The organism is Candidatus Omnitrophota bacterium (genome assembly GCA_028693815.1).
GTDB lineage: Bacteria > Omnitrophota > Gorgyraeia > Zapsychrales > Aceulaceae > Aceula.
This window is the reverse complement of record JAQUUP010000025.1, coordinates 1-19,677: the sequence shown is the minus strand read 5'-3', so window position 1 is coordinate 19,677 and position 19,677 is coordinate 1. Positions and strand designations below refer to the sequence as shown.

At 37.7% G+C, this 19,677-nt stretch carries 20 protein-coding genes and 1 pseudogene; 4 read left to right on the top strand and 17 right to left on the bottom strand.

Annotation, left to right across the window (positions count from 1 at the left end; genetic code table 11):
• Positions 1-8: 8 nt before the first annotated feature.
• The 8 genes from fabF to PHY73_07395 form a co-directional block, all read right to left on the bottom strand.
• Positions 9-1,253, bottom strand: a complete 1,245-nt coding sequence (gene fabF, locus PHY73_07430; protein ID MDD3375532.1) for a beta-ketoacyl-ACP synthase II — start codon at positions 1,251-1,253, stop codon at positions 9-11.
• A gap of 78 nt (positions 1,254-1,331) precedes the next feature.
• Entirely contained in the window at positions 1,332-1,571 is a 240-nt protein-coding gene (acpP, locus tag PHY73_07425; GenBank protein MDD3375531.1) for an acyl carrier protein, read from the bottom strand.
• Positions 1,572-1,608: 37 nt separating this feature from the next.
• Positions 1,609-2,349 (bottom strand): 3-oxoacyl-[acyl-carrier-protein] reductase, encoded by a 741-nt coding sequence (fabG, locus tag PHY73_07420; GenBank protein MDD3375530.1) that lies wholly within the window; start codon positions 2,347-2,349, stop codon positions 1,609-1,611.
• A 160-nt stretch (positions 2,350-2,509) separates the two neighbouring features.
• Positions 2,510-2,911: a septal ring lytic transglycosylase RlpA family protein gene (locus PHY73_07415; protein ID MDD3375529.1), complete on the bottom strand. Its 402-nt coding sequence runs from the start codon at positions 2,909-2,911 to the stop codon at positions 2,510-2,512.
• Between the two features lie 80 nt (positions 2,912-2,991).
• The gene (fxsA, locus tag PHY73_07410; GenBank protein ID MDD3375528.1) at positions 2,992-3,429 is read right to left on the bottom strand and encodes a membrane protein FxsA; all 438 of its coding nucleotides are present in this window, start codon (positions 3,427-3,429) and stop codon (positions 2,992-2,994) included.
• Positions 3,430-3,463: 34 nt separating this feature from the next.
• Positions 3,464-3,814, bottom strand: coding sequence for a dihydroneopterin aldolase (locus tag PHY73_07405; GenBank protein MDD3375527.1), 351 nt, complete (start codon positions 3,812-3,814; stop codon positions 3,464-3,466).
• Between the two features lies 1 nt (position 3,815).
• Positions 3,816-4,355, bottom strand: coding sequence for a GTP cyclohydrolase I FolE (gene folE, locus PHY73_07400; GenBank protein ID MDD3375526.1), 540 nt, complete (start codon positions 4,353-4,355; stop codon positions 3,816-3,818).
• Between the two features lie 198 nt (positions 4,356-4,553).
• Positions 4,554-8,771: a hypothetical protein gene (locus PHY73_07395; GenBank protein MDD3375525.1), complete on the bottom strand. Its 4,218-nt coding sequence runs from the start codon at positions 8,769-8,771 to the stop codon at positions 4,554-4,556.
• Between the two features lie 336 nt (positions 8,772-9,107).
• Here PHY73_07395 and PHY73_07390 point away from each other — a divergent pair, with 336 nt between their 5' ends.
• Complete coding sequence (locus PHY73_07390; protein ID MDD3375524.1) at positions 9,108-9,914, top strand: histidinol-phosphatase HisJ family protein; 807 nt, start codon at positions 9,108-9,110, stop codon at positions 9,912-9,914.
• On the opposite strand, the gene trmB is transcribed toward PHY73_07390, so the two are convergent.
• Positions 9,904-10,839: a tRNA (guanosine(46)-N7)-methyltransferase TrmB gene (trmB, locus tag PHY73_07385; GenBank protein MDD3375523.1), complete on the bottom strand. Its 936-nt coding sequence runs from the start codon at positions 10,837-10,839 to the stop codon at positions 9,904-9,906. The two genes, PHY73_07390 and trmB, sit on opposite strands and share 11 nt — an antisense overlap.
• Positions 10,808-12,016: a flavodoxin-dependent (E)-4-hydroxy-3-methylbut-2-enyl-diphosphate synthase gene (gene ispG / locus PHY73_07380; GenBank protein ID MDD3375522.1), complete on the bottom strand. Its 1,209-nt coding sequence runs from the start codon at positions 12,014-12,016 to the stop codon at positions 10,808-10,810. Before ispG ends, trmB begins: the two co-directional genes overlap by 32 nt.
• Before the next feature lie 125 nt (positions 12,017-12,141).
• Here ispG and ispH point away from each other — a divergent pair, with 125 nt between their 5' ends.
• The 3 genes from ispH to murB are packed head-to-tail and all read left to right on the top strand — an operon-like array spanning position 12,142 to position 14,284.
• Entirely contained in the window at positions 12,142-13,062 is a 921-nt protein-coding gene (gene ispH / locus PHY73_07375; protein MDD3375521.1) for a 4-hydroxy-3-methylbut-2-enyl diphosphate reductase, read from the top strand.
• Between the two features lie 15 nt (positions 13,063-13,077).
• Positions 13,078-13,332, top strand: a complete 255-nt coding sequence (locus tag PHY73_07370; protein MDD3375520.1) for a 2Fe-2S iron-sulfur cluster-binding protein — start codon at positions 13,078-13,080, stop codon at positions 13,330-13,332.
• Positions 13,322-14,284 (top strand): UDP-N-acetylmuramate dehydrogenase, encoded by a 963-nt coding sequence (gene murB / locus PHY73_07365; GenBank protein MDD3375519.1) that lies wholly within the window; start codon positions 13,322-13,324, stop codon positions 14,282-14,284. Before PHY73_07370 ends, murB begins: the two co-directional genes overlap by 11 nt.
• Here murB and moaA read toward each other — a convergent pair whose 3' ends face one another.
• The 7 genes and pseudogenes from moaA to miaB form a co-directional block, all read right to left on the bottom strand.
• Positions 14,285-15,325, bottom strand: coding sequence for a GTP 3',8-cyclase MoaA (moaA, locus tag PHY73_07360; protein MDD3375518.1), 1,041 nt, complete (start codon positions 15,323-15,325; stop codon positions 14,285-14,287).
• A complete protein-coding gene (locus tag PHY73_07355; protein MDD3375517.1) occupies positions 15,325-15,567 on the bottom strand; it encodes a NifU family protein in 243 nt (80 codons plus the stop codon). Before PHY73_07355 ends, moaA begins: the two co-directional genes overlap by 1 nt.
• Complete coding sequence (gene mog, locus PHY73_07350) at positions 15,564-16,121, bottom strand: molybdopterin adenylyltransferase (GenBank protein MDD3375516.1); 558 nt, start codon at positions 16,119-16,121, stop codon at positions 15,564-15,566. The genes PHY73_07355 and mog overlap by 4 nt, the downstream gene beginning before the upstream one ends.
• A 6-nt stretch (positions 16,122-16,127) precedes the next feature.
• On the bottom strand, positions 16,128-16,307 hold the full coding sequence (locus PHY73_07345) for a 4-oxalocrotonate tautomerase family protein (GenBank protein ID MDD3375515.1): 180 nt from the start codon (positions 16,305-16,307) through the stop codon (positions 16,128-16,130).
• 82 nt (positions 16,308-16,389) lie between these two features.
• Complete coding sequence (metW, locus tag PHY73_07340; protein ID MDD3375514.1) at positions 16,390-16,977, bottom strand: methionine biosynthesis protein MetW; 588 nt, start codon at positions 16,975-16,977, stop codon at positions 16,390-16,392.
• Between the two features lie 17 nt (positions 16,978-16,994).
• Positions 16,995-18,095, bottom strand: a pseudogene (locus PHY73_07335) (homoserine O-acetyltransferase).
• Positions 18,096-18,259: 164 nt separating this feature from the next.
• Positions 18,260-19,630 (bottom strand): tRNA (N6-isopentenyl adenosine(37)-C2)-methylthiotransferase MiaB, encoded by a 1,371-nt coding sequence (gene miaB, locus PHY73_07330; GenBank protein ID MDD3375513.1) that lies wholly within the window; start codon positions 19,628-19,630, stop codon positions 18,260-18,262.
• Positions 19,631-19,677 lie beyond the last annotated feature (47 nt).

Below are 19,677 nucleotides of genomic sequence, written 5' to 3'. Positions count from 1 at the left end.
GGCGCTCCTTATTCTTTGAATTTTTTAACGGCAAGTGTTCCGTTGTGTCCACCGAACCCAAGAGAGTTTGACAATGCAACATTAACGTTTGTTTGGCGTGCTTTATTAGGCACATAGTCAAGGTCGCATTCTGGATCAGGGGTTTCATAATTAATTGTTGGTGGAATAATGTTGTTTTTAACTGCCATGACCGATGCAACAAATTCAACTCCACCGGCGGCTCCTAAAAGGTGTCCGGTCATAGATTTTGTTGAGCTAACTGCAACTTTTTTGGCATAATTGCCAAAAGCTAATTTAATTGCTAGTGTTTCAGTTTTATCATTCAGGTTAGTTGATGTTCCGTGTGCATTAATGTAGTCAACATCTTCAGGTTTCAAACCGGCATCTTTTAAAGCGCCAAGCATTGCTTTTGCAGCGCCATTTCCCGAAGGTTCAGGCGCTGTAATGTGGTATGCGTCTGAAGTTCGGCCGTATCCAACAAATTCTGCTAAAATTGGCGCGCCTCTTTTTTTGGCATGTTCTAGTGTTTCTAGAACAACAATGCCTGCGCCTTCAGCCATAACAAAACCATCGCGATTTAAATCAAAAGGGCGACTTGCTCTCTCTGGTTCGTCGTTTCTTTGAGATAGTGCTTTAATCGCAGAAAAACCACCAATGCCCATTGGAGTATTGGCTGCTTCTGTTCCACCAGCAATCATAATATCCATTTCACCAAATTGCATAAATCGAAGAGCATCTCCGATTGAGTTTGTGCCCGAAGCACAGGCGGTGACAACGCAAGTGGCCATCCCCTTGGCTCCTGTGTCAATGGCAACTTGGCCAGCCGCTTCGTTAACAATAAATTGTGGAATAAAGAATGGAGAAATTTTTCGTGGTCCCCGTTCAAGCAAAAGCTTATGATTCTGCTCAAATGATTGAAGAGCACCAACGCCTGACCCGATAATAACACCCATGCGGTCGGCATCAATTTTTGTGACATCAAGCTGTGCGCTTTTAATAGCTTCTCGCGATGCAACAACGGCAAGCTGTACAAATCGAGATATTTTTCGTGCTTCTTTAGAATCAAAGTGATCTTCGGGGTTGAAGTCTCTGACGTCTCCACAAATTTTGGAAGGGTATTCTGTTGGATCAAATTGTTCGATACGGTGAATACCGCTTTTGCCGTTAATTAACGAGTTCCAGAATTTGTCAACACCTGTTCCGACAGGAGATGTGACCCCAACGCCTGTAACGACTACTCTGCATTTTTCCATAGGATATTTCCTGATAAAAAACTTTGCCTCGACAAAACAAGCCGAGGCAAAATTTAATGTTTAATAACTGGATTTTTATTATTTAGTGGCAGCTTTTTCTTCGACGTATTTGATAACGTCAGAAACTTTGCTCATTTTTTCAGCATCCTCATCAGGAATTTCAACATTAAACTCTTCCTCTAAAGCCATGATAAGCTCAACTGTATCCAATGAGTCAGCTCCTAGATCGTCGACGAATGAGGATTCTGGATTCACCTCTTCAACTTTTACTCCAAGTTGTTCTGCGATGATCGATTTAATTTTTTCTTCGTTTGCCATTCACTGCCTCCTTTTTGATCCTTCTTCTGCTGATAAATTAAATAGCCATTCCACCATCAACTCTGATGGTCTGACCTGTGATATATTCTGCTTCCTTTGAAGCGAGGAATAAACATGCTCCAGCCACATCGGCTGGTGTTCCCATTCTTTTAAGAGGAACGCTCTTTAAAATTTCTTGGCGGGTCTCCTCTTTAAGTTGATCGGTCATTTCTGTTTTGATGTATCCAGGAGCTACGGCATTAACATTAATATTGCGTGATGCGAATTCTCTGGCTAAAGACTTTGTTAGCCCGATAATGCCAGCTTTGCTAGCTGCGTAGTTTGCCTGACCGATATTTCCTAAAATGCCAATGACCGATGCGATACTGATGATTTTGCCTTTGCGGGCTTTAAGCATTGATTTTGAAATTGCTTTGCAGCAATTAAAGGTCCCCTTAAGATTGACCTTGATAACAGCATCCCAGTCCTCTTCTTTCATTCTTAAAAAAAGATTATCTTTGGTGATGCCTGCATTGTTAATCAATATATCAATACGCTTATATTTGTCAAGGATTTTGTTCATCATTTCTTCAACGGCAGAGAGATTTGTGACATCACATGGGAAGCTGTCAGCCTCAAGCTTAGCAGTTTTTAATTCCGCTACAGTTTTTTCACAAGATTCACCGTTTATATCAGAGATAATAACGGTTGCACCTTGGTTTGCAAATGCGAGTGCGATTTCCTTGCCAATGCCTCTTGCGGATCCTGTAATTAAAACAACCTCATCTTTAAATTGCATTTTAAAATCCTTATGAATTTGAATAACATGTGAAATATAGCGCCAACGTAAGTTGGATGAAACTATATTAACAATATACCGTTATTTTGCAAGAAAAAAATGAAAAAATTTATTTGATTGCTTAGGATTTGTGAAGAATTTATTTAGAGGAGATTTGTTTTTACAGGAATTCGAGCTTAACGTCGATCAGGCCATGTTTGGGTGTGCCGATTTCTTTAAATGCAGCTTCGGTTAGATCAATGACTCTGCCCTTTTTAACATAGCGTTTGTGAGGACCGCGATCATTAACGCGAACAGTAATCGTTTTTCCGTTTGCTAGATTTGTTACGCGGATTCTTTTGTTAAACCCGACGCCCCAAATTGCGCAAGTCATATCGTTATCATCAAAAATTTCATTATTGGCAGTTCGGCGATTGATTCCTGGAGATTTCTTAGAATACCAAGAGGCTTTTCCAGTGCGGACGAATTTTGGCTTTTCAAATGGCGCTGTTCGTGCCGCCATGGCTTTTGGTAGAACAGAAAGTAAAGCCAAAATGACAATAATTGTGGAAAATCTTTTCATATTTATGTAATCCTTTGGGGTTAACTGTTAGCAAGGATAGCATATAAAATAGAAATGTCAAGGTTGCATCTAAAATTAACTTAGGCCCCAAAAGGGGTCTCATCATCCATATTTTCGCTTGAAATTGATTCGACTTCAATGATGCGAGATCCAGAATTTAGATTGGTCTTAAACTTTTTGCGCAACCAAGCTTTAAGAAGTGTCCGTGTTAGTGGAATTAGAAGTAAAAACCCAAAAATATCAGTTAAAAGCCCTGGCGTGAGCAACGTTAGTCCTCCAACAAGGATCATAGCGCCATCAATCATTTGTTCAGTGGGCATATTTCCTTTGTTCAGCTCATTTTGTATGCTTTGAATAACTCGAAACCCTTGATGGCGGGCAATGTGAGCCCCTAAAACACCTGTCACGATGACCAAAAGGAATGTATTGAAGATGCCGAAAGATTCTCCGAGTTTGATAAAAATAAATATTTCAGTGGCTGGAATGACGGTAAATAGTAAAACAAGATATAAAAACATATTTTTCTCCAAAAAGTGATAAAAAAGAAGTCCTTTACCTTTCACGGCTTAGCTCAACAGATACAGATTCTGTATTTTTAATCGCATTCGGCTTGTATATGATAACCGTTGCTTTTTCAATATTATTATTGCCCATGGTGACATCTAAGATGAAATCTGCTAATTTCTCAATAAGAAAGAATTTAGTTTTTCTGACTTTTTCCATTATTTCTTCAGTAATCGCTTCATAATTAACCGCATCGCTTAGGTTGTCTGTTTTTTGGGCTTTGTTGCTGTTATATATAAAGGAAAGGTCAATCATGATATCTTGTGGCTCTTCCCTTTCGCAATGTTTTGTTCCGATGATAACTGATAGCTGAATTTGGTTAATCGAGATTTTAGCCATATTATTGAATAAGACTTAAAAACTCTGAACGGGTTGAAATTTCATTGCGGAAAACGCCTAACATGCAAGACGTTTTCATTACAGAGTTTTGTTTTTCAACACCACGCATCATCATGCAAAGGTGCTGAGCTTCAACAACAACCGCCACTCCTTTACATTTTGTAACTTCCATGATGGTTTGCGCAATTTGTTTGGTTAGATTTTCTTGAATTTGTAGCCGGCGCGCAAAAATATCAACAATGCGGGCAATTTTTGAAAGTCCAATAATTTTTCCATCCGGAATATAGCCGACATGACATTTGCCAAAAAATGGCAAAAGATGATGTTCGCACATAGAGTAGACCTCGATATCTTTAACAATGACCATTTCATCAGAATCAGATTCAAAAATAGCATTGTTAATAACTGTTTCGACATTTTCATGATACCCTTTTGTCAGATATTGAAATGCCTTGGCAGCGCGCTTGGGCGTATCTTTAAGACCCTCTCGCTCAATATCTTCACCAATTGTTTTAAGTAAATCTTTGTAAAAGTTTTCCATAAATGAGGCCTCAGTTTGTGGACGAGCAAAGCGAGGAACGCAAATTGTTCGGCCGAATTTACTCCGCACGCGCAAGCGTGTCGGAGGTGATAATTGATGAACGGTTAAGCTGGATTCCTATATAATTACGACTTAGCAATCATATAGGTATTCTTTTAAACTAACAATACAGAACTATATCATAGAGATTTTAGAGTGTCAAACGTCAGTTTTTGGATCAGTTGCGAGAAGTTCACTGTATTGCTCAGGTTCACTTTCGCTACCATCAAGGCCGAGTAGTCCCATAAAATCTGTTACAGGGGCAATGTTAATAATGATGGGCACAAAGCCTTCGATGCTGCTAGAGGTAATATTTTGTATGTCCAAAGGAACGTTGAAATTAATGGAATCACCCTTTGTGGTAACGTTCATGCTTTCGTCGTTGAAGTCAATACCGCCCTTTAATTGATCATTGTCTTTATTCGAATTATTAGGTGAGCTTACAATTTGCGCCTCTGCGTCAGCAAGCTCTGAACCGCTATCCTCAACCGCTACTTTACCTGTCTTTTTCACCAGCTTTCCACTCTGCTCACTTATGCCAAATATAACGACACGCTTAGTAGGATTACGACCTTCCAAATCTTTATAAAATTGAAAGCGAATTTCTGTGATCTTCCTTTCGTTAATCGTTCGAAAAACTCGAACAGATTCATATCCCTTGTCAATTCTAGCCCCAATCTTAATGTTATTAGGAAGCTGATCTATAACGCCTCTTTTTCTAGCTTCTCGGAAAGCAGGATTAATAATATTGTCAAAATCAAGCGTCAAATAAGTTTCGCGATCCATTAATACGCCGTCAGAAGAATCTTTTTCATTCCAAATAAGAGCTTCAATATTTTTGGTAACTGTTTTAATATTTTCTTGCTTTATTCTCGCCCGTTCTTCTTCCTTTCTAGCCTTATCTTGAGCTTCCCGGATTTCTCCTGTAGTCATCCAGCGTCCATCATTTTCCTGGACAAATATTATTTCCTCTTCTTTATCTTTCTCATAAAGTAAGGTAAATTCTAACTTTATACGTTCTTCTAAATCAGTCAAGCGTTTAACATAAATAAGCTTCAACTCTTCTGCCTGGTTCGTTAACGGAATAATTTCTCCCCACTCTTCAATCGTGATCCCAGTGTTTTCTTTATCAATAAAAACTCCCAAATCTAAATTTTCAAGTCCATCTTGAAGATCTTCTTTGGGATTTAAGAAATTGCGTAAAAACTCTTCTCGTTTTTCATAATCAGGACCTTTATTTTCAGGATTTGTCTCGAATGACTCTTTCGCTTTCGCTTGGAGTTGATCTCTTCTCTGTTCATCCGCACTTTTTCTCTCCGCATCCGTCAGTCGTCTCTGCCTATCACTTCTATCAATAAGAAGCCATTTTTCTACATAGTGACTATCCTCGCCAACTTCCCAAGTCATTGTCAAAATTACTTCACCATTATCGCTTTTTCCTTCGAACCGCAATTTTCTATCTTTCTTTTCAATAATGCGCGTAGCAATCTTATCTTTCAATTTTTTATTTTCAAAAGCATTTTCAATAGTCTTAATATCATTTGCAGAGAAAACCGGTAACATTTGAGCGCTATAACGTCCTAGTCCAGCCTTAATTTTTTTATTTTGATTTCTGATCTCAGCATTTAAAGCAAAAAAGAAATCTTCTACTTTTCCTCCTGAATAATTTGTAATAGTGTGCAATCCGTCATTTTCTAGAAATTTTCTTATATCGCTCGGATCCGCAATTTCAACAGGAACCTCTTCTATCCTTTCATTCCTTTTTCTTAATACAGAATCAACCATTTTTTCAAAATCACTTGTAAATTCTCCTAGGGGCGACATTGTATATCGATCTGTCTCCATATCATATTTTGCTTGATCTAATAACGTATTAAGATGCATTTCCCAATCATATTTTTCTATGAATCTTTGTGCTTGTCTATATGTGAAAGTTCCTCCGGGATGCTCCTTGCTAAACTCCAAAAAGAGTTCGTTTTTTCTTTCATCAGTGAGTTTATCGCGAACAATTTCAAATTTTGCCCCTGATGGTTGTGATTTATTAACGATCGATAGATATTCAATCAAATAATCTTGATTAGGAAGCTCAAGCATATCTTCCATAGTGATGCCTATTTCCTCTGCGATTTCTCTACGCGTATAAGGACCCGGAACATTATTTTTGAAGAATTGTTGGATACCTTCTTGATATAGCTCTCGATTCTTAACCGCTTGGGATGACGATGCAAGCAAGATATCATCTAAAGAAGTACCATAAAGCTCATCAAATGCTGATTCTTTTAGCTCTTCGCCATAATGCATATCATGCAATCCTGATATCGCTTCATCAAAATCTGTTTTAAATTGCTTGAGGCTGGGCAATTCCTTCTCAATTCCATCTTCATAAAATCCTTTGATAAGCTTCTTCGTAATACTTTGAATTCCTGTTTCTAAAACTTTTGAAATAGGATTTATCTTGTAATCATCAACTAGATGATTGGCATCTATCAGCATAGAAACCAATCCTAAAAGACTTTTTTCAGCGCCATCCAACCTTGGCATAACATCAACTACGGGAAACCCTTTTGCCTTAAAATCAACTAAAAGGTTTGTGTTTGCCCCAGCGTCAATCTGGTATCCTCTATCGATAAGAGCAGACATAATATGGACAAGTTTGTTAAAAGCACTTTGCGGCATCTCGGCAACTTTCTGTAAATATTCAATATAATCTATCCGCAATGCTCTTACATCATGTCTCTTTTTTACCTTAATGTCCTCGTGAATTCCAGCCTGCCTTCCTCTTTGTCTTCGCAAAATTAAAATATTTCCCACCTTTGCGATTGGCTGTCCCACATTGTATCCCGGCATGATATCTTCAATCATTTCTGGCGGGCCCAGCTTCCACTCCTTACTATCCAATTTAAGGCAAAATTCATCCTCCAATCCTGGAACCTCTATAACCTCTGTCGAACCCCATTCTGCTATCATATTCTCTTCTTTGTTATGAATGACCTTTCGAGTCATATCGCCAAAATTTTTATAGCCAGCTTCCTGAATCTTTTTAAGCAAATCGTCATAAGTGATAAAAAACGCTGGTAATTCCTGTTCCCTTTTTTCACCCAAAGACAATTGATTAACAATAAGATCAGACGATGCTACCTGAGGACTTGTGAAGATCGGTATTTCGGTTGCTGTGCTCTTCCAGCTAAAATCTCCTAGCTCGGCTGTTGCTATATAGGTCGTGTCTGCATTTTCTCCGATTTCCTCAACATAGCGATATGGATCATACGTGTATGTAGTAGCCCCATCAAGTTCCCATGTAACTCCACCCGAAAAATACTTTCTTGGAATATGTTTGCGAGCAAATTGATCGTATTCAATTTTGATAAGGTCACAGACGCCTTTTTTAAAAGATTCAACATATTGATTGTAGATATCTTGTGAAACATCTTTGGTGTCCACTCCTTTAATCTTGCTTTGATCAGAATAGACCTTGTTCACAATAGATTCTTTTAGATTATTCTTAAACCAATAAGCCAGAATTAGAGAATTGTATATCTGGCGAAGTTGGGCAAAGTTTCTGCCTGTGTTAACTTCTTTTTCAAGAGCTGGGATGATGATTTCACGGACAATGTCTGAAGCTAATTTATTCCGTGAAGAGTGAAGCGTATCTTGTGAAGCGTCTTGCGCTTCACGTTTCACGCGTAACGTTTCACTTGATCGCGTTGGTACTACATCCCTCGCGTCTAACGCTCGGGACCGCGAAGCGTCCCTTGTGGACTCTGCGCTCTTTTCGAGCGCGAGGTAATCCTCTTCCAGCATAATTTTAAGCTTACTCTGCACCACAAAAGCCCTATCTTCTTTAACATAGACTTCAGCATACTCTGGCATAATCCAAACCTTATTAAAGGTATCTACTGGGATATTAGTGGTTCCATATTCTTCATAGGCTTTCTTATAAATTTCTTGCCAGAACTGTTTACCCAGCTCATCTTCTGGATACATTAAAGAAGCAGTAACTTGCTTTAAGATATAATCTTGAGCCAACATGTCTGTACCCATATCTGTAGAAGCTAAAGAATCAGGGATAATTCTATCCTTTTCATAGGGAGATAGGTTCACCCACAGGTTATCTTCAGGTATTGTTAGAGCAGCTAGGAAGTATTTGATGAGGCGTTCAGATTCACTCTTTAGTTCAGTGCCTGTAAGTCCAGTGTCACCAGAATCGACGATAAAGTCGAATTTAAGAGAATTGTTAGGATAGACTCTTATTCCACGAAGAATGGTAGGTGTGAACACTGGACTTAAAGACACCATAGTTCCCGGCACAGGAAGTCCTAATACGCCTTGAGCCAAAGCTTGAGAAGGGATAATGGTCATAGAAAGAAAACAGACCATTATAATAATACATATACTTTTATTTAAAATCTTCAATGCTTCCTCCGTGGCACAGAAAAACATTCTTATTCTTTATAATACCGCTATCCTGACATATAAAAGTATATCCTATATATACGTTTTAAAGGGGGTTTGGGGGGGTTGGGGAAAGCGCTTTCTTTTGCAAAGCAAAAAACCGCGTTTAACTCGTAGATTTAATCGGTTAGGGAACCCAAGGTCCACCTCGAAGGTGGTACGGGTTGCTCAATTCGCACCTTGAGGCGAGAATTTAAAAAAGATAAAAAACAATTTTAAAGGAACATTGTTATCTAAGAAAAATATGATACAATATCCGATATGAAACCAATTATTGATTATCATAATCATACAATTCTTTGCGGGCATGCTATTGGCGAGCCTTTTGAGTATGTTGATCAGGCTCTTAGTCTTGGTCTTAAGGAAATAGGATTTTCCGACCATGCACCTTTAGTCTGCCATGATGATCCTACGGTTACGATGAGTTTTGAACAACTTCCCCGTTATCATGGAATGATTGAAGATGTTCAGAAGAAATATGAAGATAAAGATATAAAAATACGTCTAGGTATTGAGGCGGATTTTGTCGTTGGTTTTGAAGAAAAAACCAAGGCAATTTTAGATGGATATGCGTATGATTATGTGATTGGTTCTGTTCATTTTATCGGAGATTTTGCTTTTGACAATCCGACCCAGAAGGAACGCTTAAAAACAAACAATATTAATAAGGTTTATCTCGATTATCATCAGCTTTTGCGCCAAAGTGCTGAGTCAGGACTTTTTGATATTATGGCGCACGTTGATTTGGTTAAAAAATTTGGTGATCGTCCAACGGAAGATTTGACCGATGACCTTCGCGTAACCGCTGAGGTTTTTAAGAAAACCGGCGTCGTGATTGAAATTAATTCTTCGGGTCTACGAAAACCAGTTGGAGAAATTTACCCTTCCCTCCCTAATTTAAAGATTTATTGTGAGGCAGGCGTGCCGATTACGTTTGGTTCTGATTCTCACGCTCCAAATGAAGTTGGATCTGGATTTGAACAAGCTTTTGATCTTGCTCGTGCGGCAGGATACAGCGAATATGTTTTGTTTGAAAAACGACAAATCTCCCAAAAAGTTACTTTTTAACTTTTGCAATCCCCTTCTTAATTATCTCCAAAGATTCTTTAATCCCGACAGTTTTAATCAGCTGGGGATTGTTTTCAATTGAAACTTGCCATTGATTGCCCTTCTTTTTAATCACAACATTAAACAATTGTGTTAGATGTGGCTCGGCAACAACAATGCTTTGAATCCCAGTCAGTGTGCTTTTATCAAAAGAAAATTGCTTGAATACAATGCTTAAATTTTTGCTTTTTTTATTTTTGTAGGGAATCTGGTCTGGATTAAACGCTGGTACAGAAAACGGTTTTATTTTAGCTTGTTTGTTAATTGGAATATCAGCATGTTTGGTTTTTGTAAGAAGAATTGAAAAAAATGAATTTTGCCCTTCGTTTGACCAGAGACGTTCAAAGCGGGTGTTGAATTGCGGCCTAACTTTATCTTTTTCAATTTTAAATCCAGTATTTTTAGCTTGTTCTAAAATCCATTCAAAATAGGGTTCAAAGTCTGTGACGACTTGGAATTTCCCATCTTTTTTAAGTCGGCTATTAACAATTTTTAAGAAATTTTTATGGAATAAACGTTTTTTGTGATGACGTTTTTTTGGCCAAGGAAATGGAAACAATGAGTGCGTGTAAGTAATGCTTTTATTTTTAAAAAGTCGGTCAAATGCGACATAGGCATCGACGCATAACAAACGAATATTTTCGACCTTAGTTTTTTTAATACGCTTAAGAATTTTTTTGATGAGATGAAATTCAATCTCAATGCCGATAAAGTTTCGATTGGGATATTTTTGTGCTTGGGCGACTAAGTATTCGCCATTGCCAAATCCAATTTCGACAAAAAGCGGTGCTTTTCTTTTAAACGCTTGATCCCAATCAACGGGATGCTGTTCATAAAAATGGGAAACAAGAAATTTATCGATATCTGTTTTGGATATATTGCTCAAGGATTTGAATAAATTCTGTTTTGATGGTTTTTCCGCTTAAGTTTCGAAATAATTTTCCATCGACATAAACAACGGCTGTCTTTTTTTCACCGCGTCCAGGAAGGCTAATTCCGATATCGGCATGTTGACTTTCTCCGGGCCCGTTAACAACACATCCCATGATAGCAATTTTAAGTTCGACAACTTTTGGAAATTTTGTCTTCCAGGCTGGAAGCTTTTGTTTGATATGTTGGCGAATCGATTCTGCTAAGGATTCAAAATATTGATTTTCTGTTCGACCGCATCCAGGACAACTGATCACTGCTGGTGAAAAGAAACGAAATTTCATGGCTTGCAGCAAAGTTTGGCAACACGTGACCTCTTGGCTTCTCGGTATATTCTTTCTTGGAGTCAAAGAAATGCGGATGGTGTCGCCTATTCCTTTTTGCAAAAGAATAGAAAGAGCGCAAGCGCTTGTGATAACTCCTTGCAATTCGGATCCTGCTTCTGTTACGCCGAGATGAAGCGCATAATCACATTTTTTTGATAATGCCTCATAAGCCGCAATTGTATCTTGTGCGTCTGACATCTTGACACTTAAGATGATCATATTTTTAGGTAGACCGAGTTTTTCTGCTTTTTTTGCATTCTGGATTGCGCTTTGCACCATGGCGTTGCATAAAATCTGATGAGAAGTTTTTTTAATCTTAGATTTCTTATTTTGCACATGAAGTCTTTCAAGCATTCGCTCATCGAGAGATCCGCTGTTAACCCCTATGCGAACAGGCTTTTTATTTTTGATTGCAATTTTTATAATTTCTGAGAATGGGTCATTTTGAGTGGCCGATTTGTTGACATTTCCAGGGTTGATTCGATACTTGTCTAAGGCTTTCGCGCTTTTTGGAAATTTTTTAAGAAGAGCATGTCCATTGTAGTGAAAATCGCCAATAATAGGCGTAGAGTAGCTATTTTTCCGTAATTGCGACACTATTTCTGGAATAGCAACCATCGCTCTCTCATTATCAATTGTTAGCCGAACGATTTCGCTTCCAGCGTCTACAAGTTGTTTTATTTGTGCTACAGTTTTCGAAACATCTGAGGTTTGCGTGTTGGTCATGGATTGAATAGCAATCGGATGCGCACTTCCAATGGTGATGCGGCCGATTTTGACTGAGGGTGTTTTTCTTCGTTTGATCATATTCTAGGCTAAAAAGTCATTTTAAAAAATGAGTAAAAGTGTTATATTAAGCTTTATATAAAAGTCTTTAATTTTAAAAAGCTAGTAATCTAAAAAAATTATACTGAAACGCAGTCGATAAAGCAATGGAAATATATTTAGCTCATACGCAGGGTTTTTGCGCTGGTGTTGCCCGCGCAATTGATATTGTTAACCGTGTTTACGAAAAGTATGGTGTTCCCCTTTTTGTTTTTCATGAGATTGTTCACAATACAAAAGTTGTTGAGAATTTTAAAAAAAAGGGTATTCAATTTGTTGATGATTTAGCAGATGTACCTGATGGTGCTCGTATTATTTTTAGTGCGCACGGTGTTTCACCTCAGGTTATCGAAGCTGCGAAAGAAAAGAATTTGGTTTTCTTTGATGCGACCTGCCCTCTTGTTAGAAGCGTTCACAATCGTGCCAAGGAATTCTCAAGAAATAATATTGATGTTGTTTTGATTGGTCATAAAAATCATCAGGAAGTCATTGGAACAAAGGGTTATATCGACCCAAGTTTCCTTCATATTATTAAAAATGAGGATGAGATCGAACAGCTTTCTATTGACGCATTTAAGAAAGTTGGCTATGTGACCCAAACAACGCTTTCTTTAGACGACACAAAGAATCTTATTGTAAAATTAAAAGAGCGATTTTCAGGTTTAATTGATACGAAAGTTGACGATGTTTGTTATGCAACACAAAATCGGCAAAATGCTATTAAGGAGTTGTGCGGTGTTTGCGATGTAATTATTATTTGTGGTTCGGCAAATAGTTCCAATAGTAATAGATTAAAAGAATTGGCAGAGAAATGTGGCGTTGAAAGTTATTTGATAGATTCTGCAGATGAAATTAATTTGTCGATGCTGAAGAATAAGAAAAAGATCGGCATCAGCTCTGGCGCTTCTGTTCCAGAAAGTGTTGTTTTAGATGTTATCGATAAGCTTAAAATGGAGTGCTCAATTTCTAAAATACATGTTTCGGAAAGTCCAGAAAAAGACATTTCTTTTTCAACGCTAGAAATTTAAAATGGGAGTTTGTTTGTGGCTAAACTAATCATTGATCAAAAAGAATACGAAGTTCCTGATAACAGTGCAATCTCTGACACTTGTGAAGATGCGGGTGTTCGTTTTGATTGCAATACGGGTGTTTGCGGGTCTTGCCATATAAAGATTTTAGAGGGCGCTGAGAATTTAAGCGATTTAACGACAGAAGAAATTGATCTTGGAATGGATCGAAATAATCGTCTGGCTTGTCAATGTACAATTAAAACAGGTATGGTAAGAATTGCACTCTAATTTTTCTACGTTAAAAACAATCAGAGGTATTGCGATTGAAGAAAATGTTTTGCTTTCTCAATATACAACTTTTCAGCTTGGAGGAAATTGTCCTTGTCTTATTACATGCTCAACGGTTTTGCAGTTAGAAGCGGTTGTTAAATTTTTACGAGAAAAAGAAATTTCTTTTTTTGTTATTGGCGAAGGATCAAATCTTGTTGTTTCTGATTTTGGGGTTGATTGCGTTGTTGTTCGTTTTGTTTCGAAAGAGCCTGATATTCGCCTTGATGGATGCAAGCTTGCTGTATCCGCAGCCGCATGCTTAGATGACGTTGCTCTTTTTGCGGCTCAACAAGGACTTAGGGGGCTTAATTTTGCAAGTGGAATTCCCGGTACAGTTGGCGGCGCGATAAGTGGAAATGCTGGAGCATTCGGTCAGCAAATCAGCGATTGCTTATTTTATGCCAAATTGCTTGGGTTAACATCCAAGGAGCGCATTGTTGAAAAAGATGCTTTGGATTTTGGATATCGAAGTTCAAATATTCAGAAAAGTGGTGATATTATTTTGTCAGCTACTTTTGTTCTTCTTCCGGAAGATCCTGACGCTCTTTTGCATGAGAGAAAGAATATTTTAAAAGAGCGTAAAGAAAAGCATCCTGATTACAAGAAGATTCCATGCGCTGGAAGTTTTTTTAAGAATATTGAAGTTGGTGGTAGGCGCAAAGCTTCTGGAGCTCTTCTCGATCAGGCTGGCGCAAGACAAATGGTTGTCGGTGGAGCCGGTGTTTTTGAAAAGCATGCCAATATTATTATCAAGAAAAACAAGAATTGCTGCTCCCAGGATGTTTTTGATTTATCTATGCAAATGAAAGAAATTGTAAAAAAGAATTTTGATATTGAGTTAAACCGCGAAGTTCGCTTTGTCGGCCAGTTTAAAGATGGAAAGAATCAAGACAATTGCCTTGTTTGGTAATTACCCACCAATTTTGTACATTTCAATCTTATTGCGACCATTATTATTAGCGCAAAATCGCATTTCAGAATATTGATCCTCTCGTTTCTTCCAAATATTTTGAATAATCTTAGAGAGCTCAGAATCATTTTTGTGCAAATGTTCTTTAAGATCAAAAGAATTCTCAGCAAACAAACAGGTATAAAGCTTTCCATCGGAAGAAAGTCTTAGCCGCTGACAGTCTTGGCAAAACGGCTGGCTAATCGAGGATATAAAGCCGACTTCCCCTTTTCCATCTTTATAAATATATCGACTTGCAACCTCGCTTGGATAGTTGCGATTTAGAGGTACAAGCGGAAAGATTTTATTAATTTTTTTTAAAATACTGTTAGACGTGACGACATCTTTTTCAGACCAATTGTTTTCTGTTCCAACGTCCATATATTCGATAAAGCGAACAATGTGCCTTGTTTCTCTAAAATGTGTTGCAATAGGAATAATCTGATTTTCATTAATTCCCTTTTTAACCAAAACATTAATTTTGACAGATAAAAATCCATTTTTTTCACAAGCTTGTATTCCTTGAAGCGTTTTTTTTGGCGTTCCATGTCCGCCAGTCATTTTTTTGAAAATATTTTCATCTAGAGCATTTAGACTAACAGTAATTCGATCAAGTCCATTTTTTTTAAGTTGATAGATGTAGTTCGAAAGAAAATAACCGTTTGTTGTAAGTGCCAGATCTGCAACGCCGATATCTTTAAGCTTTGAAATTAATTCTGGTAACCTATCCCTAAGTAATGGCTCACCTCCAGTTAGTCTGATTTTTTTTACACCAAGCTTAATAAAAATTTTAGCCAACTTTATGATTTGGTTAAATTCAAGTTGGCTATGCTTTTGGCGCAATGATTCAGATTGTTTGCCTGGTTTGCAATGAGGACAAAAAAAATTGCATTGATCGATTAGGGATATGCGCACGTCTCTCAATCCGCGATTTAGCAAATCAATACAATAGGGCTTTTGAGATTTAAGATAATTCTGGTGCGCTTGAAGCGTTGTTGGCATTATTCTGTTGTCTGAACTTTAATATCTGGATTGTAATGTTCTTTTAAAGCAGTTTCGATAGCCAGTAGTGTTCCCATTTTTGCGTGCGGACATCCCCCACAAGCTCCTTGATAGGAGATGGTGAGAATGTTGCCTTCAAGACCGATAAGCTTTAGGTCTCCTCCGTCTTTTTGCATAAACGGTCTAACGGTGTGATTTAAGATGTCGTTGATTTTTTCAAATTCTGCATTTGTTTCTGTCATTTTGACTCCAATTTTTTATGGTTAGAATGATGTACTTTGATAATTTTTTCGTCGCATTCAAGCGATACATTTGCGATAACTTCCAGACAGTCTGGAATTGCTGGAAAAACAGCTTCTAGGCATTGTGCAATTGCATTTGGATTTCCTGGTAAATTGAGAATAAGTGCTTTGTTTCGAATGCCAGCTGTTTGACGCGAAAGAATTGCTGTTGGAACATATTCTAAAGAAATGCGACGCATTAGCTCTCCAAAACCTGGCAACATTTTGTCGCAGACCGATTCGGCTGCTTCAGGCGTTACATCTCTTTCACCGGGCCCTGTTCCACCGGTTGTTATAATTAAAGAGCAGTTTTCTTGATCGCTCAATCTAATAAGTTCGGTTTCTATTTTTTCTTTATCGTCCGAGACAATTCGTTTAAAAGAGTTCCAAGAATTTTTTAAATAAGTTCCCAGAATTTCTTCGATTGTTTTGCCAGAGATATCTTCGTATTGGCCTTGAGCAACGCGATCAGAAATTGTTAAGATTCCTATTCTAATTTGATTATCTGAAGTCATTTGAGGTTAACCAAGAAGCTTATCACCAACGGCCCAATTCTCGCCTTTAACTTCATCAAAAACAACATAGGTATGATCTTTTGGTTTGTTAGCAACTTTTTCAAGAGTTTCAGTAAATTGCGCTGCAATTTCTTGTTTTTGTTCTTTAGTGATAGTGCCAACTAATTTAACATTGACATATGGCATAATGAGGCCTCCAATAAATTTTAAAACAATATGGCCGAATGTATCCCAGGAGCGATTTTTTGCGATGCGGGATTTCGCCATTCTAATTTTTTGATAAAACAAAAATACCAACGTGTGCAAAAAGATTTGGCCAAAAAACAATTTCCTGATTTCGCGAAAGAGCACGTTTTTTTTCAATCTTGATTTTATGGCGATTGCAAAAACTTTGAAAATCTTTAATGCTTAAAAATCTTAAGTTTGGCGTATCATACCATTGATCAGGAAGCTCTTTTGTGATCGGAACGTTTCCTCTAAAAAAGACTTGGAAGCGACCATTGATATGGCAGAAATTTGGAATTCCAACAATAACTTTCTTACCGACGCGTAAAGACTCTAGAATAACTTTCTCAGGATGTAAAACTTGTTGTAAGCTTTCATAGAGAATAACATAATCAAATCGTTTGGATGAATAATCTAAAAGTTCTGTGTCGACATCTCCATGAACAACTGTTAAGCCTTTTTCAATGCTTTGGTGGATTGCCTGTTCGTCAATTTCAATGCCGGCGCCATGCACATTCTTTCTTTTTTTAAGTAAGCACAAAAGCTCGCCTGTGCCACAACCAAGATCCAGAACTCGTGCATTTGGATTAATTAGTTCAGCGATAATTTCGTAGTCTAAGCGAGATGTCATTTTGTTGTTTTCCTCAAGAAATTTCTGATTAGATCAGATTGTCCGTCAATCTCAATTAAGAATGAATCGTGTCCGTAGGAGCTTTTGATTTCGCAACTTGAGACGTCGATGTCGTTTATTTTAAGCGCTTTAATCATTGATTTAAGCTGGTGTGTTGGATAAAGCCAGTCTGATGTAAACGTGATTACTAGAAAGCTAGATTTTACATTTTGAAAAACTTCTTCTAAGCTTTTTTCTTCAGATAAATTAAAATAATCTAATGCTTTTGAGATGTAGAGATATGAATTTGCATCGAATCTCTGAACGAAAGTATCTCCTCGATATTTTAGATAGCTTTCAACTTGAAAATCTTGTGAGAAATCAAAGCCAACACGCTGTTTGTTAATAAGTTGACGCCCAAATTTCTTGCCCATGGATTCATCGCTCATGTATGTGATGTGTCCAACCATGCGCGCAAGCCCGATGCCTGTTGACGGTGGTTTTTTATCGTAATAATTTCCGTTGTTCCAATTTGGGTCGGTCATAATGGCTTGTCGACCAACTTCGTGAAAAGCAATTTGTTGTGCTGTGTGTCCTGTATTTGTTGCAATCACAATCGCTGAGTTTATCATTTTTGGGTAAAGGATTGACCACTTAAGAACTTGCATTCCTCCCATAGATCCACCGGCAACAGCATGTAACTTTTGAATGTTAAGATAATCAATAAGAGTTTTTTGAACAACAACCATATCTTTGATTGTCACAACTGGAAAGCTTAAGCCGTATGGTTTTTTTGTATCTGGATTAATCGAAGATGGACCAGTTGTTCCCTTGCAGCCACCTAAAACATTGGAGCAGATAATGAAATATTTATCAGTATCAAACGCTTTTCCAGGACCAATCATGTTGTCCCACCAGCCTGGCTTCTTATCATTCTTATGTAAACCTGCGGCATGTGCATCGCCTGAAAGTGCATGGCAAATTAAAATGGCGTTTGATTTATCGCTATTTAGCTTGCCGTATGTTTCGTACGCAATAGTAATTGGGCCAAGCGTTAAGCCACTTTTAAGTGTTAAGTGATTTGGCGGCTCAAAACAGGTAATTTGCTTGGTTTCGACGATTCCTAAATTTTTTATCATAAATAAGTGCCTATTTTAAATAAACCCGTTTTTTGCTTTCTTAAGAAATAAGTGAGGCGAATTTGCCCCAAGGAGCCGCTTTGTGGCGACGCGGGGTTTCGCTAAAAGTAACTCCAAAATATTAGCACAGCCACTACAGAGTGTCAACTTGTCTCAAAGTAGCATTAACTAACTAAATCTCCCTTTAATCCAAAAGCTGATGCACTTTTTATTTTAATATTTACGAATTGTTTTGGTGCACAATTTTTTGTTTCAAACGATACAGTTTTGTTTGTCTTGGTTCGTCCGCAAAAATGCCCATCTCCCCTGTTTTTATCAATATATTCAATTAAGACTTCTTGGGTTGTTCCAATGAGTTTCTGGTTTTTTTCAGACGAAATTTGTTTTTGTATTTCATTTAACTTAACAATTCGCTCTGTTTTTTTCTCAGCACTGACATCATCCTGAAACTTTTTAGTCGCAACCGTTCCTGTTCGAGGAGAATATTTAAAAATGAATGCTGCGTCAAATCGAACTTTTTTAACAACATCAACAGTATCTTTAAAATCTTTTTCGTTTTCTGTCGGGAATCCGACAATAATATCCGTTGTAATAGCAATATCAGGACAAGCTTTTCTTATTTTTGAAACAAGTTTAAGATATTTTTCCTTTGTATATGTGCGATTCATTAATTTTAGGATTCGAGTGCTGCCGGCTTGCATGGGCAAGTGAATATGGTTTATGCATTTTGGGTTCTCAGAGATAACTTTTATGAGCTTATCAGGAAAATCTTTTGGGTGTGGTGACATGAAATGAATGCGTTTGATTTCATTAATTTTACTGATTTCATTAATAAGATCAGGAAAATCTTTTTTTCCATCATTGTAGGAATTGACATTTTGCCCTAAAAGAGTGACTTGCGGATAGCCTTCTTTAGCTAGTTTTTTAACTTCTTTGATGATGCCGCTAAAATCTCGACTTCGTTCACGACCTCGAACGTAAGGCACAATGCAGTATGTACAGAAATTATTGCATCCACGCGAGATGGCCACCCAAGCATTGATGCCTTCTTCTCTTTTTGGGTAAATGTCTGAATATGTTTCTGTATCAGAAAGATTATAATCAAAAGTTTTAAGATTGGTTTCTTGTGTTTTTTTAATAAGGCTCGGAAGTTTTTTGTAGCTATCGGGTCCAGCGATAAAATCAACACCAAGATTCTTTTTGGCCAAGAGTTCTTCTTTTTTGTCAGCAGCCATGCAGCCTAAGACGCCAATTAAAACAGATTTTCCTTTCAGGTCATGGCGAATTTTATGAATAAGACCGAAAATCTTTCGATTGGCATTTTCTCTAACTGAGCATGTGTTAAGCATGATAATATCGGCTTCAAATTCGCTATCAACAAAGACGTAGTCTTTCTTTAGAAGAATCGAACGAACAAGTTCTGAATCATACTCGTTCATTTGACATCCGAAGGTGCGCAAAAGCACACGTAGCTTCTTCGGGCTTTTGCCTCCGGAATCGCCTGTATTGTCGTCTTTTCGTTCGTTTTCAACCATTTCATCCCCTCTTCATAGCAAGTCTTCCAAGGCTCATTCAACTCAAA